Source organism: Streptomyces sp. NPDC051133 (genome assembly GCF_040682635.1).
Classification (GTDB): Bacteria; Actinomycetota; Actinomycetes; order Streptomycetales; family Streptomycetaceae; genus Streptomyces.
The window spans coordinates 17,850-32,074 of sequence record NZ_JBFBBK010000021.1 but is presented as its reverse complement, the minus strand read 5'-3'; the positions used below and the strand labels follow the sequence as shown (position 1 = coordinate 32,074).

8 protein-coding genes are annotated in these 14,225 nt (G+C 71.8%); 6 read left to right on the top strand and 2 right to left on the bottom strand.

What is annotated here, in order from left to right:
• The first annotated feature begins 11 nt into the window (after positions 1-11).
• Entirely contained in the window at positions 12-1,760 is a 1,749-nt protein-coding gene (locus tag AB0N17_RS22145) for a SpoIIE family protein phosphatase (RefSeq protein ID WP_366013136.1), read from the top strand.
• Between the two features lie 232 nt (positions 1,761-1,992).
• Entirely contained in the window at positions 1,993-3,471 is a 1,479-nt protein-coding gene (locus AB0N17_RS22140; protein WP_366013135.1) for a protein kinase, read from the top strand.
• Positions 3,472-3,590: 119 nt separating this feature from the next.
• On the opposite strand, the gene AB0N17_RS22135 is transcribed toward AB0N17_RS22140, so the two are convergent.
• Positions 3,591-3,977 carry an STAS domain-containing protein gene (locus AB0N17_RS22135; protein WP_366013134.1) on the bottom strand — a complete coding sequence of 129 codons (387 nt, stop codon included), beginning with the start codon at positions 3,975-3,977 and terminating at the stop codon, positions 3,591-3,593.
• A 109-nt stretch (positions 3,978-4,086) separates the two neighbouring features.
• On the opposite strand from AB0N17_RS22135, the gene AB0N17_RS22130 reads away from it, so the two are divergent.
• The 4 genes from AB0N17_RS22130 to AB0N17_RS22115 all read left to right on the top strand — a co-directional run bounded on the left by AB0N17_RS22130 (position 4,087) and on the right by AB0N17_RS22115 (position 11,197).
• The gene (locus tag AB0N17_RS22130) at positions 4,087-4,572 is read left to right on the top strand and encodes an ATP-binding protein (RefSeq protein ID WP_366013133.1); all 486 of its coding nucleotides are present in this window, start codon (positions 4,087-4,089) and stop codon (positions 4,570-4,572) included.
• A gap of 318 nt (positions 4,573-4,890) precedes the next feature.
• Positions 4,891-6,105: a beta-ketoacyl-[acyl-carrier-protein] synthase family protein gene (locus tag AB0N17_RS22125; RefSeq protein WP_366013132.1), complete on the top strand. Its 1,215-nt coding sequence runs from the start codon at positions 4,891-4,893 to the stop codon at positions 6,103-6,105.
• A 183-nt stretch (positions 6,106-6,288) separates the two neighbouring features.
• Complete coding sequence (locus tag AB0N17_RS22120) at positions 6,289-7,122, top strand: PIG-L family deacetylase (RefSeq protein ID WP_366013131.1); 834 nt, start codon at positions 6,289-6,291, stop codon at positions 7,120-7,122.
• 325 nt (positions 7,123-7,447) lie between these two features.
• The gene (locus tag AB0N17_RS22115; RefSeq protein WP_366013130.1) at positions 7,448-11,197 is read left to right on the top strand and encodes a family 78 glycoside hydrolase catalytic domain; all 3,750 of its coding nucleotides are present in this window, start codon (positions 7,448-7,450) and stop codon (positions 11,195-11,197) included.
• A gap of 75 nt (positions 11,198-11,272) precedes the next feature.
• On the opposite strand, the gene AB0N17_RS22110 is transcribed toward AB0N17_RS22115, so the two are convergent.
• Positions 11,273-14,107 (bottom strand): type 2 lanthipeptide synthetase LanM family protein, encoded by a 2,835-nt coding sequence (locus AB0N17_RS22110; protein WP_366013129.1) that lies wholly within the window; start codon positions 14,105-14,107, stop codon positions 11,273-11,275.
• Between the last annotated feature and the right edge of the window lie 118 nt (positions 14,108-14,225).

Sequence of the window (14,225 nt, the reverse complement as noted above, 5' to 3'; positions counted from 1 at the left end):
AGGAGGCGACCATGGTGGGGCCTGATCCCACGAAGACCGAGCAGGAACAGTCCCGGGCACTGCCCCCTGTTCAGCCCGGCGCGGCCCTGGAGGCCATCGGCGCGGGAGCCTACGTCGTGGACGAGCAGGGCCGCATCCTGGCGGTCAACAGCCACGCCGAACACCTGCTGGGCCGCCGGGCCGGCGACCTCTTGGGGCAGGACGCCCACGACCTGCTGCACCGCGGGCCTCAGGGCCAGCCGCTGTCCACGACCGAGTGCGGCCTGCGGAAGGCGTTCCACGCCGGGAACCCGGCGCAAGGCGGCGACGAGTACTTCGCACGGGGTGAGGGGTCCTTGCTGCCCGTCCTGTGGACGATCACGCCCTACGACATCGGCGGCCGAGGCGCCGGCACACTCGTCGTCTTCCACGCCCAGGAGCAGGCGCCCGACGACGCGGGGCTGCGCCCGCAGCAGGCCACCGAATCGCTGACGGACTTCGAGCGACTCGCCCTGCTCGCCGAGACCACCACCCAGCTGACGTCCACCCTCGACGTCGACGAGGCCCTGCGCCGGCTCGTGGCCCTGATCCTGCCGCGCCTGGCGGACTGGGCCGTCGTCGACCTGATCACCGAGCGCGACGAGGTGTGGCGTGCCGCCGTGGTCCACGCCGACGGCGACACTCTGACGCACCACGAGGACCTCGAAGGGCCGATGCCGCCGGTACCGGAGGAATCCCCGATGCCTCTGTCGCAGGCCCTGCGGGGCGTCGCCTCCGCGCTGGCCGGCCCCGAGACCTACCGGGGCGCCCCGGACTCCGGCATCGCCGTCGAACAGCGCCGCCTGTTCGAGACGACCGGCATCCACTCCGCGGCCATCGCCCCCATCCGCAGCACGCGCGACGTTCTCGGAGCCCTCACGCTGGGCCGCGCCGGGAAGCCGGGCAACTTCACGGTCGCCGACCTTCCCCTGCTCGAGGACATCGCCCGCCGGGCCGGTCTGGCCCTGGACAACGCCCGTCTCTACCAGCGCCAGCGCAAGGTCGCCGAGACCATGCAGAACCACCTGCTGCCGCAGATGCCACGCGTGCCCGGTCTGCAGATGACCGTCCGCTACCTGCCCGCGCCCGACGCCTCACAGGTCGGCGGCGACTGGTACGACGCCTTCACCCTCTCCGACGGTGCCACCGCGCTCGCCGTCGGGGACGTCGTCGGACACGATCTGGAGGCCGCCGCCGGCATGGCGCAGCTGCGCAACATGCTCCGGGCCTACGCCTGGTCCCAGCAGGGACCTCCGAGCCGGATCGTCGAACGCCTCGACGAGGCGATCATGCCCATCACCGACGTCACCATGGCCACTCTCGTCCTCGCCCGGGTGACGGAGACGAGTGACGGCCACTGGCTGCTGTCCTGGACCAACGCGGGCCATCCCCCGCCCCTCCTCGTCACCCGGGACGGCCTGGCCCACTACCTCACCGACGGCCACGGCCTCCTGCTCGGCACCGGAGTCCGCACCTCCCGCGCCGACGCCACCGTCGTCCTGCCACCGGGCTGCACCCTGCTGCTGTACACCGACGGCCTCGTCGAGGCACCCGGGCACACGCTCGACGACGGCTTGAACCGACTGCGCCAGCACGCCGCCGCCCTCGCCCACCGTCCTCTGCCGTCCTTCACCGACCTGCTCCTGCACCGCGTACGGCCCCCCGGCCTCGACGACGTCGCCCTGCTCGCCGTCCGCACACCCGCGCGAGACCGCGGCAACGCTTCCCGGTCCGGTTCCTGACGGCTCGTCACCAAGCATGTCCTTACGGCTGTCGAGTGCGCCCGGGCCGACTCCGCCGGCCGGTCCGAGGCGCAGTAGAGTGCAGCCCCGTGGGACTCCGCCGGGCGGCCGGCGGTCCCGGCTGTCATCGAGGCGCCGACTCCGGCCGGATATCCGAGGCGGCCTCGGGTACTCGCCGCGCAGCGCGGCCGATGGCCGAGTTCGGTACGCGGTGACAGCAACGGAGAACCAGATGAAGGCCCCCCGATCAGCAGCCCTGCCGGATCCCGCGCCGGTCGCGGCGGACGCGCAGTCCGCTCACGTCCTGTCCGGGCGCTACCGGTTGGGCGCGAAGATCGGGTCGGGAGGCATGGCCGACGTCCACGAAGGCGTCGACACGCGTCTTCGGCGGTCCGTGGCCGTCAAGTTCTTCCGGCCGGGCGCCGACCCGCGGAACGAGGAGCGCCTGACCGCGGAGGCCGTCCTCCTCGCGCGTCTGCAGCACCCCGGGCTGGTCACCGTGTACGACGCCGGCCGCCACGACGACCGCGCCTACCTGGTGATGCAACTGATCGACGGCCCCACATTGCGCAGCCTCCTGACCCGCGGAACGCTGTCCCAGCGGCGCGTGGCCGACCTGGGCACCACCCTCGCGCGGGCGCTCGCCCACGTCCACCGGGCCGGCATCGTGCACCGTGACGTGAAGCCTTCGAACGTCCTGCTGGACTCGGCGGGCGTCCCTCACCTGGCCGATTTCGGCATCGCACGCCTGGCGGACGCCACGCGTCATACGTCACCCGACGTGCTGACGGGCACCGCCGCCTATCTGGCTCCCGAGCAGGTCGAGGGAAGGCACGTCGGATCGGCCACGGACGTCTACGCGCTCGGCCTGGTCCTGCTGGAGTGCCTGAAGGGCGAACTGGAGTACCAGGGAACCCCGTTGGAGGCCGCGGTCGCCCGCCTCCACCGCCCGCCCTCGGTACCCGACTGGGTCGACCCGGACCTGGCAGACCTGATACGGGCCATGACCGCCCGTGAGCCCGGGGCACGTCCGGACGCCGAGCAGTGTGCGAAGGCTCTCTCCCTTCTCGGCGCCGGGAACGATCCTTACCTGCCGCCGCGCTCGGCACCTGTGGGGGGCGGCCTTCCGGCGGCCCGTGCGGCGCGCCCGGAGACGGACGAGCCCATGCGGACGGATGGGCTGGCGGTCACCCGGCCCGGCCGTCCGGACGGCGTCCGGCACAACCGCCGCCTTGCGGTGGGGACCGCCCTGGCCGCATTCTCCGTGGCCCTCGGGACGACGCTCACCGTCACTCTGGGCGCCGTCGGAAGCGGTGACGACCGTGCCGCCGCGACCTCGACCACCGCGCCTCCGCCCGCGGGCACGGCGGTTCCGGAACGCGGGCCCGGTGCCGCCCCGCCGACCGGATCACGCAGCGCCCGGCCTGGCTCCCGTTCGCCCGACGCCTCCGGGCCGGCAGCCGCGGCGACCGGATCCCGTACCGAGCCCGTCTCCATGAACCTCGGCTCGTCGAACCTCAGCTCGTCCGACCGGGCGACGCAGACGCGTCAGGCACCGGCCCGGCATCACCGTGCCGACCCGCGTAAGCCGACTCCGCACCACTCCAGGGGCACGGACGGCCACACCCGTCGCACCCCACACCGCGACCCGAAGCCGCCGGCACAGACCACCAAGCCCGAGCGGCAGCCGGCTCCGCAGGACGACGACTGAGCCGCGACCGGCCAGGTGACCGACCGCGTGCCCGGACCGTGCGCACGAGTACGGGCGAACACGGTCACCGACGACCGCCGGATGCACGCGCGCCAGGAAGCCGGGCGACAAGGGCCCTTTCAGGGCCTGAGCGCATCGCTCAGGGTGGGGCGGCAGGGGATGACCTCGTCGACGCCGACGATCTGCAGAGTCCGCAACACGGTCTCGTCGGGCGCCGCCAGCCGCAGCCAGCCTCCCGCCCCGAGAACGTCGCGGTGGGCGATGAGCAGGATGTTGATGCCGCTGGAGTCCATGAAGGTGACCTGCCGCAGGTCGACGACGATGCGGGGACAGCCTGTCTCGGGGACCTCCAGGGCCTGCCGCAACCGCCCGCCGGTGTCGTGGTCGACTTCCCCGGCCACGGTCAGCACGCGGATGCCGTCGGTGGCGGAGGCCACGACCGACAGCCTGCCCTGGAGGGGTGCATGCTCGGCGGATTCGGCATCCGCCCTTCGTCCTTCGGCCATGCCGGAGATACTGGCACACCCGGGCCTCGCCCGGTATGGGCCGCAGGCGTCACCCGAAGGCTCAGCGGGTACGCGCAGAGTGTGAACGGGGGAAGTGAAGGTAGCCGATATGGAAACAGTGCCCGTCGGAGCGGACGGCGCGACGCCGGACGACCGTGCCCAGGCCATGCACACCACCGTGGCCCTGGAGGGGGACGGCACGTGCATCGCCCAGGCCCGCCATCGGGCGGCCGAGTTCCTCAGCCGTGTGCAGGCCGAGCACGGACTGCCGGTCTCGCAACGGTCCGTGGACCTCACCCAGTTGGTGGTCAGCGAGCTGGTGACCAACGCCCGCAAGTACGCGCCCGGCCCGGTCTTGATGGATCTGCGAATCGTCGGCGGTTCCGTCGAGGTGGTGGTGTGGGATTCCGAGCCGGTGCTGCCGATGGCCCGGGCCGCGGACGCCGGGCGGGTGGGCCAGCACGGTCTGGAGATCGTGATGGCCGTCGCACAGGGTTTCGAGGTGCAGCGGGAGCCGGTGGGTAAACGCATCAGTGCCCGCATCGCCCTCATGGACGACACGGACGGGACCATCGCGGGCCGCCGGTCTCTGTGACGGCGGCTGCCGAGGCCTCCGGCGTGGCCGGCGTCGCGCGATCGGTGTCGTACCCAGCCGTCCGCTGCACGACATGATCCGTCGAGGCACGGCGACGGTCTTCGTTCGCCCGGCCCGGCCGGGCCTCGGCCGCCGTCCGTTCATGCCGGCATGACCGTGTCCCGGGAACCCTCCCATGCCCCGGGGTTGTCGGAACGGCACAATCTCTGACTTGTGAATCGGTCGACTCCTGCCCTGATTTCCCTTCTGGACGCTGACATGATCCACATGGGAGCACGTCAGGTTTCTGTAGCATCCACACAAGTCAAGGAGGCTCGTGTGACCCGTAACGGTCATGTGCTGGTGACGGGCGTCGGCGCGATGACGCCCTTGGGAGCCGATGCGCCGTCGACGTGGTCGGCGCTGCTGGACGGTAAGTCGGGGGTGCGTTTCCTGGACGAGGAGTGGGCCGCGGACCTGCCCGTGCACGTTGCGGCCGGACTCCCGGTGGACCCCGCCTCCCTGCTTCCGAGGACCGAGGCCAGGAAGCTGGACCGCGGTGAGCAGGTCGCCATCCTCAGTGCGCGCGAAGCCTGGCGGGACGCCGGTGCTCCGCGGATCGAGCCGGAACGACTCGCCGTCGTCATCGGCACGGGCACCGGCGGTGTCCTCACCACGCTGGGGCAGGACGACGTCTTCGAACGCGCCGGGATTCGCCGGCTGTCACCGTTCGCGGTTCCCATGCTGATGCCCAACGGGCCGGCCGCCTGGGTGAGCATGGACCTGGGCGCGAAGGGAGGCGCCAGGACTCCGGTGAGCGCCTGTGCGTCCGGGGCGGAGGCACTCGCCGTGGGACAGGATCTGATCCGCGGAGGGCGGGCGGACGTGGTCGTCGCAGGTGGGGTGGAGGCGTGCCTGCACCCCTTCACCATCGCGGCATTCGCCCAGATGAAGGCCCTGTCGACGCGGTCCGCGGACCCGGAGACCGTGTCCCGCCCGTTCGACGTCGAGCGGTCCGGGTTCGTCATGGGCGAGGGCGCGGGGATGATGGTCCTCGAACGCGCCGAGTTCGCCCGGGCCCGTGGAGCACGCGCCTACGGCACGCTCGCCGGAAGTGCGGTGAGTTCGAGCGCGAACCACATCACGGCCTCCGACGCGGAAGGCCAGGCCTTCGCCATCGAACTGGCGCTGCGCGACGCCGGCCTGACCCCCGCGGACATCGGGGTCGTGCACGCCCACGCCACCTCGACGGAGTCCGGTGACCTGGCGGAGGCCGAGGCGATCGGCCGGGTGATCGGCGGCCACGCCGCGGTGACGGCGACGAAGTCGATGACAGGCCACATGATCGGCGCGTCCGGAACGATCGGCGCCATGGCCGCTCTGTTCGCCCTCAAGGACGGCACGGTCCCGGCCACACGCAACCTCGACGAACTCGACCCGCGCGTGGAGCTGGACGTGGTACGCGGTGAGCGACGCACCGGTCAGTGGTCCGCGGCGCTGGCCAACTCGTTCGGGTTCGGCGGACACAACGTCAGTCTCGTCCTCACCAAGTGACGGCGAGGCCTTGACCGTCGTGCTGGGGGCCGGAAGCGCGGTGCACGGGCGCCGGCGCCAAGGCCCGGAGGTCCTCCCGTGCGCGGCGGGAACAGCCTGACCGGTCGGCACTGTTGCACCGGCGACCCCTTTTATGTCCACCGCAGACTCGAACCCAGGCTTTTTCACCAGGAGGACTGTTTCATGAATGACCGGCCCTTGACCCTCATGGCGGTGCACGCCCATCCCGACGACGAGGCCACCGGAACGGGAGGTGTCCTCGCGCGGTACGCGGCGGAGGGCATCCGCACCGTCCTCGTGACGTGTACCGACGGCCGTTGCGGAGACGGACCGGGCGGTGTCAAGCCGGACGACCCCGGGCACGATCCGGCGGCCGTGGCCCGGATGCGGCGTCAAGAGCTCGAGGCCAGCTGCGACATCCTGAAGGTCAGCCATCTGGAGACGCTGGACTACGCCGATTCCGGGATGATGGGCTGGCCGACCAACGACGCCCCTGGATCCTTCTGGCGGACACCCGTGGAGGAGGGTGCCGCCCGACTCGCGGAACTCCTGCGCCACTACCGGCCCGACGTGGTCGTCACCTACGACGAGAACGGGTTCTACGGCCACCCCGACCACATCCAAGCCAACCGCATCACGATGGCGGCGCTGGCGATGACCGAGCAGACACCGAAGGTGTACTGGACGACGGCGCCCCGGTCGATGATGCAGCGGTTCGGCGAGGTCATGCGCGAGTTCGGTGCGGACTTCCAGGAGCCGGATCCCGCCGACACCGCCGCGATGGCCGAGATCGGACTCCCGGACGAGGAGATCACCACCTGGGTGGACACCTCCGCGTTCGGCGGCCAGAAGTTCGATGCCCTCGCCGCGCACGCCAGCCAGGGCGAGAACATCTTCTTCCTCAAGATGGGCCAGAAGAGGTTCACCGAACTGATGGGGACCGAGACCTTCGTACGCGTCCAGGACACCACCGGCGCTACCGTCCCCGAGAACGACCTCTTCGCCGGACTGCGCTGATCCGCTCGCGTTTCTCCGGCCTGAGAAGGCTCATGGCCGGTACCGGCTGGATCGAGCGGGTTCGCGCGCCTGAAGGCTTGCTCACGTGGGGGCCGCTCCGGCGGCCCTCACCTCTGCGCGACGCGGGTCCGGTCAGCGCCCACCGCCCGGCCGTTCCGTCCAGCCGTCCCAAGTGTTGACGACTCTCACGCGCGCCTCTACATTGCGGTCGCACCCTTCGGAATGAAACGTTTCAATCACGGCATCACATCGAGCACCAGCGACACGGCACCGGCTCACCCCCCACCCCTCCGCACTCCAGCGGCCAGAGAGAAGGAGCACGGCCTTGAACAGTGACGCGACGCCTCACAGAGATTCGACTCAGCCTGATGGCGACCAGAGTGGGCTCAGCAGACGGCACTTCCTGAGCACCGGCTCGGGCGTCGCGGTCGGCGCCCTGGCGGCCGGCGTGCTGTCGGCCCACGCTGCCGCAGCGGCGGCCCCCCGTGCCGCCGCCACCGCGCCCGTCGGCCTGACGAGCGCCCACTGGATCTGGCATGCCGAGGGAAATCCCCGCGTCTCGGCTCCCGCCGCCTACCGGTACTTCCGCAAGACGTTCAGCGTCCCGGCGGGCGACGTCAGTGACGCCCAACTGGTCGTCACCGCGGACGACACCGTGGACGTGTGGCTGAACGGACAGCACCTGGCCGCTTCCGCCCGCACCAAGGACTCGTGGCAGAACGCCCTGTACGTGGACCTGCGTTCCGCCCTCACCGCCGGAGCCAATACGATCGCCGTCGCTTCCAGGAACAACGGCGGTCCTGCCGGGCTCATCGGCCACGCGCACATCACGACGGACGGGGGCACGACCGACCTGATCACGGACGGCGGCTGGCGGTCCGCGCAGAGCGCCCCTTCGGGGTGGGAGAAGGCGGCCTTCGACGACTCGGCCTGGGCGGCCGCCATGGACCTGGGCGCCTACGGCATCTCCCCGTGGTCCTCCGCCGTCGCCGGCCCCGACCTGTCGGCCGCGTCGCCCCTGAGCGTGACGGGCCTGACCGTCGAGCACCGGACCGCTCCCCTCGGGGTGGACGCGGCACACCCGCGGTTCGGCTGGACCCTGCACTCCGAGGAGCCCCAGCAGCACCAGGCGGCGTACCAGCTCCAGGTCTCCTCGACCGACGCCTCCACAGCGGACATCTGGGACAGCGGCCGCGTCCATTCGGCCCAGCAGACCGACATCGCCCACGACGGATCCTCACTGAAGAGCCTCAGCCGGTACTACTGGCGGGTCCGCGTATGGGACACCCGTGGCCGGCAGAGCGACTGGAGCGACCCGCAGTGGTTCGAGACCGGCCTGCTCGACTCGGCCGAGGAATGGCACGGAGCCCTCATCGGCCAGGCCGCCGCGCCGAACTTCGCGGGAGCGAGCTGGATCTGGTACCCGGAAGGCAACCCGGCGTCCTCGGCACCGGCCGGCACCCGCTACTTCCGTCGCACCCTCAAGCTCGACAGCGCCCCGTCCAGCGCGCTGCTCATCGTCACCGGCGACGACACGGCCGACGTCTGGGTCAACGGCGTACTGGTCAGCTCCTCGCCGAGGGTCACCGACTCCTGGCAGATCGCCGCCCTCGTCGACCTCACCTCGCACCTGACGGCCGGCACCAACACGGTCGCGGTGTCCTGCACCAACTCCAGCGTCTCCCCCGCCGGCCTGCTCGCCAAGCTCTTCCTGCCGGCCGGTCAGGTCGTCGACAGCGACGCCTCCTGGAAGGCCTCCCAGTCCGGGCCGGCCGGCTGGAACAGCGCCGGCTTCGACGACAGCGGCTGGCCGGCCGCGATGGCCGTGGCGGCGGCCGGGAGCGGCCCGTGGGGCGTCCGGGTGCGGGTGACCACACCCGCACCCCTGCTGCGTAAACGATTCACCGTCTCCCAACCCGTCGCCTCCGCCCGGCTCCTGACGACCGCGCTGGGTCTGCACGAGACCCGCCTCAACGGCGCGAGGATCGGCTCCGAGGTGCTGGCCCCGGGCTGGACCGACTACAAAAAGCGCCTGCAGTACCGGGTCTTCGACGTCACCTCGCACATCCGGCAAGGCGCCAACGCCCTCGCCGCGTGCCTGGGCAACGGGTGGTACAGCGGCAGCGTCGGCTTCGCGGGCAGCCGGCTGTACGGATCCCAGCCCTGGTACTCCGCCCAGCTGCTCCTCACCTTCGCGGACGGCTCCAGCCGGACGATCGCCACCGACAGCGGCTGGAAGACCGGCACCGGAGCGATCCGGTCCGACGACCTGTACGACGGCGAGACCTACGACGCGCGCCTGGACGTCCCCCACTGGGACGACGCCGATTTCGACGACACCACCTGGGCGGCCGTCACCGTCGCACAGGCCTCCCTGCCCACCCTGGTGTCCCAAGTCGACGACGGCGTCACCGTGCAGGCCGAGCTGTCACCCGTGGCCATCACCCAACCGCAGCCCGGCGTCTGGATCCTGGACCTGGGGCAGAACTTCACGGGCTGGAACAAACTCTCCCTGACCGGCCCGGCAGGCACCACGATCACGATGCGACACGGCGAGGTTCTCAACCCCGACGGCACGCTCTACACCACCAACCTGCGCAAGGCCCAGGCGACCGACCGCTTCGTCCTCGCCGGCACCGGCTCCACCGAGACCTACGAGCCCCGGTTCACCGTCCACGGCTATCGCTACGTCGAGCTGACCGGGCTCCCCTCCGGCGTCACCCCGACGAAGAGCACGCTCACCGGGCGGGCCGCCTGGACCACCGCGGAACAGCTCGGCACGTTCACCACGTCGAGCACACTGCTCAACCAGCTCCAGCACAACATCACATGGGGCCAGCGCAGCAACATGCTCTCCATCCCCACGGACTGCCCGCAGCGGGACGAGCGCCTCGGCTGGACCGGCGACATCGCCGCCTTCTGCGCCACCTCCACCTTCAACCTGGACGTCCACCGGTTCCTGGCGAAGTTCGTCGACGACCTGGTCGACGGTCAGCAGTCCGACGGGGCGTTCACGGACGTCGCACCGGCCGTGATCAACGGCTCCGGCACGGCCGGCTGGGGCGACGCGGGCGTGATCGTCCCGTACACCCTGTGGCAGCGCTTCGGGGACGTGCGTATCGTCGACCAGCATTTCACCGCGTTCACTCGCTGGGTCGACTACCTGCGCAACACGGCCGGCAGCAACCTCATCCGCAACCAGCAGACGTACGGCGACTGGCTCAACGTCAACGACGAAACACCTCACGACCTCATCTGCACCGCGTACTTCGCCTGGGCCGCACGGCTGGTGGCGCGGATGGCCGATGCCACCGGCCGGGCGGCACAGGCCACCTCCTACGGGCAGTTGGCCGATCAGGTGGCGGCGGCTTTCGCCGGCCGCTATGTAGGAGCGGACGGCTCCATCGGCTCCAACACCCAGACGGGGTACGTGCTCGCGCTCGCCTTCGACCTGGTGCCCAAGGCCCTCGTCCAGCGAGCCGCGGACAAACTCGCCACCAGGGTCACAGCGAGCGGCAGCCATCTGACCGTGGGGTTCCTCGGCGTGGAGAACCTCCTGACCGTCCTGGCGGACAACGGGCACGCGGACCTCGCCTACAAGATCCTGCTCCAGCCCGGCTACCCCGGCTGGGGCTACATGATCGACCACGGCGCCACCACCATCTGGGAACGCTGGGACGGCATCCGCGCCGACGGCTCCTTCCAGGACCCGGGCATGAACTCCTTCAACCACTACGGCCTCGGTTCGGTCGGCGACTTCCTGTACCGACGCGTGGCAGGGCTGGGCCCCGCGGCCCCGGGCTACCGGTCCCTCCTCGTCGCTCCCCGGCCCGGCGGCGGGCTGACCTCGGCTTCGGGTACCTACCGCACGCCCTTCGGCATGGCCGAGAGCAGCTGGTCCGTCTCGGGAGGCCGGGTGACGCTCGACGTCACGGTCCCCGCCAACGTCACCGCGACCGTGGTCGTGCCTACCTCCCAGCCCGGTTCGGTCGACGCTCCCCCGCAGGCCGTCCCGGCCGGCACCGCCACGTACCACCTGCCGGCCGGCAAGTACACCTTCACCGCCGCCACCTGAACCGCCCCCTCCGGCCGGCGTCACCGCCGGCCGGAGGCTCGTTTCCGAGCGGCCGGCACCGCCGGAACGACGGTCTCAGCCGAGGACCAGAGGATCGGGCAGGCCGGACTCGGGGTGCATGCGCAGCAAGGTGTGGAGGACTCCCGAGAGACCCGACATCAGGCTCGGGGAGAACGCCTCGCGGGCCAGGCCGCCGACCGGGCCGCGTTGTTCCAGGCCGGTGAGGATCTCGCCGTCGAGGTCGGCAGGGTTTCCGAGGCCCAGCGAGGTCAGGAACTGCCAGAGGCCGAGGTCTCCGTGGCACAGGGTGTGGCTCCAGCCGAAGCCCTCCGCCGCGCAGGCCTGCGCGGCCCGCTCCGCCATGTCGAGGTGGGCCGGGTCGCCGGTCCGTCGGTGGAGGTCGAGCATCCCGACGCCGATCCCCGCGCTGCCGTGGCACCAGCTGGTGAAGAAGTCCTCCTCGGCGCCGACACGGGCGTCGAGCCAGTTGCCCGCCTCCGGCTGGTAGAGCGACTCCTGGTAGGCGAAGGCCTGTCGTGCGAGGTCGTGCCAGCCGCCGCGCTCGGCGGAGCCACCGGCCTCGCCGAGGGCCAGGCGGGCCAGCGCCCAGCCGATGCCAGTGGCTCCGTGGGCGAAGCCGCCGATGCCCTCGGGGTTGAGGCGGGTGGTCCAGCGGGCACCGCTCGCGTCCAGCGTGGCCTGCCCGGCGAGCCGGCGTCCGATGTGGGCGGCGGCGTCCAGCCAGCGGTCCTGTCCGGTCGCACCCGCGAGATTCAGCAGGGGGACGACCGCACCCGCCGCGCCGTTCAGCAGATCCACCTCTATGTCGTCCTCGACGAGCCGGGCGCCCGGCACGAGCAGCGAGGCGCGTTCCGCGGCCCGTTCCAGCATCCACTCCTCCCCCGTCACCCGGTGCAGCGCCATCCAGGTCCACACCTGCGAGGCCGCTCCGCTGAACGCGCCGGAAGACGGTGTGGGGGTCCGGTCCTCGGTGCTGACGAGGACGCGCAGCGCCCCTTCGAAGAGCCCGGCGGCACCGGGAACCTCGTCCGCCCGCCCGGCCCGTTCCTCGTTCAGGTACTCGGCGAGGGCGAGCACCACGCCGCCCTGACCGGTGTACAGGTCCGCGGGCAGGACGCGGATGGACCAGCCCGCGGGGGTGAAGACCGGGCTGATCCACGTGACCGTACCGTCGTCCCCGCGCACCGCCCCCTCCGACAGCCGCCCTACCATCTCGGCCGCCAGCGCACGGCGGCGCCGCTCCCGGTCGCGGGCATGCGGATCGCGGGCCCCGGCCTGCACCCGCGCGGGCAGCGACCGCTCGTTGAGGTAGGCGCCCACGAGCGCGTCCTGGATCGTCGACTCCTCCAGTGCCAGGTCGGCGGTGCGCCAGTCCTCGACCGTGTTCCGGATCGCGCCCTCGTCCACGGTGAAGCCGAACATCGGTACGTCGCCCGCCAGCAGGTCGGCCGTCTCACCGTCGATGGTCGCCCGGTCCGACGGCGCGCCCGGCAGGACTTCGGCGTTGCGCCGCAGGATGTCCCTCGCCCGCTCGACGGCCGCCGGCTCGTCGTGCAGGGACGCCGGATGCCACAGCATCCGGCCGATGTCGACGTACGCCTGGGTGGGCCGCGGGATGCGGCGTGCCCACGCTCCCTGGAAGCGGCGCAGCAGCCGGGACGGATCCGCTCCGGGCCGGCGCAGGTGTGCGGTCATCTCGCGGAATCCGTCGAGGACGCGGTCCCAGTAGGTGCTGAGCACCGGTGTCGGGCTGGGATGGTTGCCGGCGACGGGCATCGCCACGAGGTCCACCTGGAAGCGGGCGGCCGCGGTGCCGGCGTCCGCGATCACCGGGTTGGGGATGAGCGGCTGCTGGCCGGGCAGCGAGCCGACACCGGAGATGTCCACCCCGCCGAGCGCGAAGCCGGTGCCGCGCACGGGGAGCAGCCCGGTCCGCAGCACCGTACGGCGGATGGCGGCCGCGGCCACGTCGACCGCGTCGCCGCGGCCGCTGGGCGGGAAGGGCGCGGGGGCATCGAAGAGCGTCTCGGCGTCCACGATCACCGGCACGCGGCCGGCGGCGATCATGTTCTCGGCGTGCATGTCGGTTCCGCCGGTGAAGCGGAGCACGGCGAGCCAATGGCCGACGTTGCGGTAGAACGTGGCGAGTTCGCAGTCGTCGGCGCAGTAGCGGTGGCGCACGAATTCGGCCCATCCGTAACCGGCGCGCGCGAGCGTCCGCGGCACACGGATGCGTTCGTGCGGTGGCGGGGGGCCGGGGAGGGTGGCGAACAGTTCCTCCAGCAGTGCGCCGAGCGCCACGTCCGTCTCGGACGGCCGGGGTTTGTACATGACGGTGCCGCCGTCGAAGTCGACCCGGGTGACGGTGAGTCCGCCCCGGTGGCTGTCGCCCGCGCCGAACGTGAGCGCGCGTACCTCGCCGGCGGGTCGTCCCAGCAGGGGCCGCAGCAGTTCGCGGTCCGACGCGAGCCGTTCCGCGAACGCGGCCGTGGCCGTCATCCACAGGCGCGCGACGGCGGCGGTCCGGGGGGCGGCGGCCGGGTACCGGTGTGCGAGCCGGTCGAGGTAGCCGTCCTGGCCGGCCTCCTCGATGAACGCCGCCCAGGTCTCCGTGTCCGCCGTGGCCTCGACGGCGCCGTTGCCTGCGGCCAGGCGCAGCGCGTGCAGTTCGATGAGGAAGAGCCGGGACAGCTTCGCGTGCAGCGACTGCAGGAGGGCGTCGTGTCCGGCCTCCAGGATCACGTCGCGCTCTGCCTGGTCCAGGGCCTCCACGCCTGCCAGCCGGTGGGCCAGCTGGTCCCGCCACGGACGGGCGATGCGCCGCACGGGCTGGGCGAACCCTGAGGTCGCGTCCTTGTCGTGCTGGTCGTGCGGTGCCGCTGCGCTCACCCTCGGTCTCCCTCTCGTCGTCGCCTCAGGCCGTCCTGCGAGGTGCCTCGAGGCGCGGGGAACGCAGAGCCGTCCCCCGCGCCGCCGTCCTGTGGCCGGCCTCCGGTGCCCCGCCGGG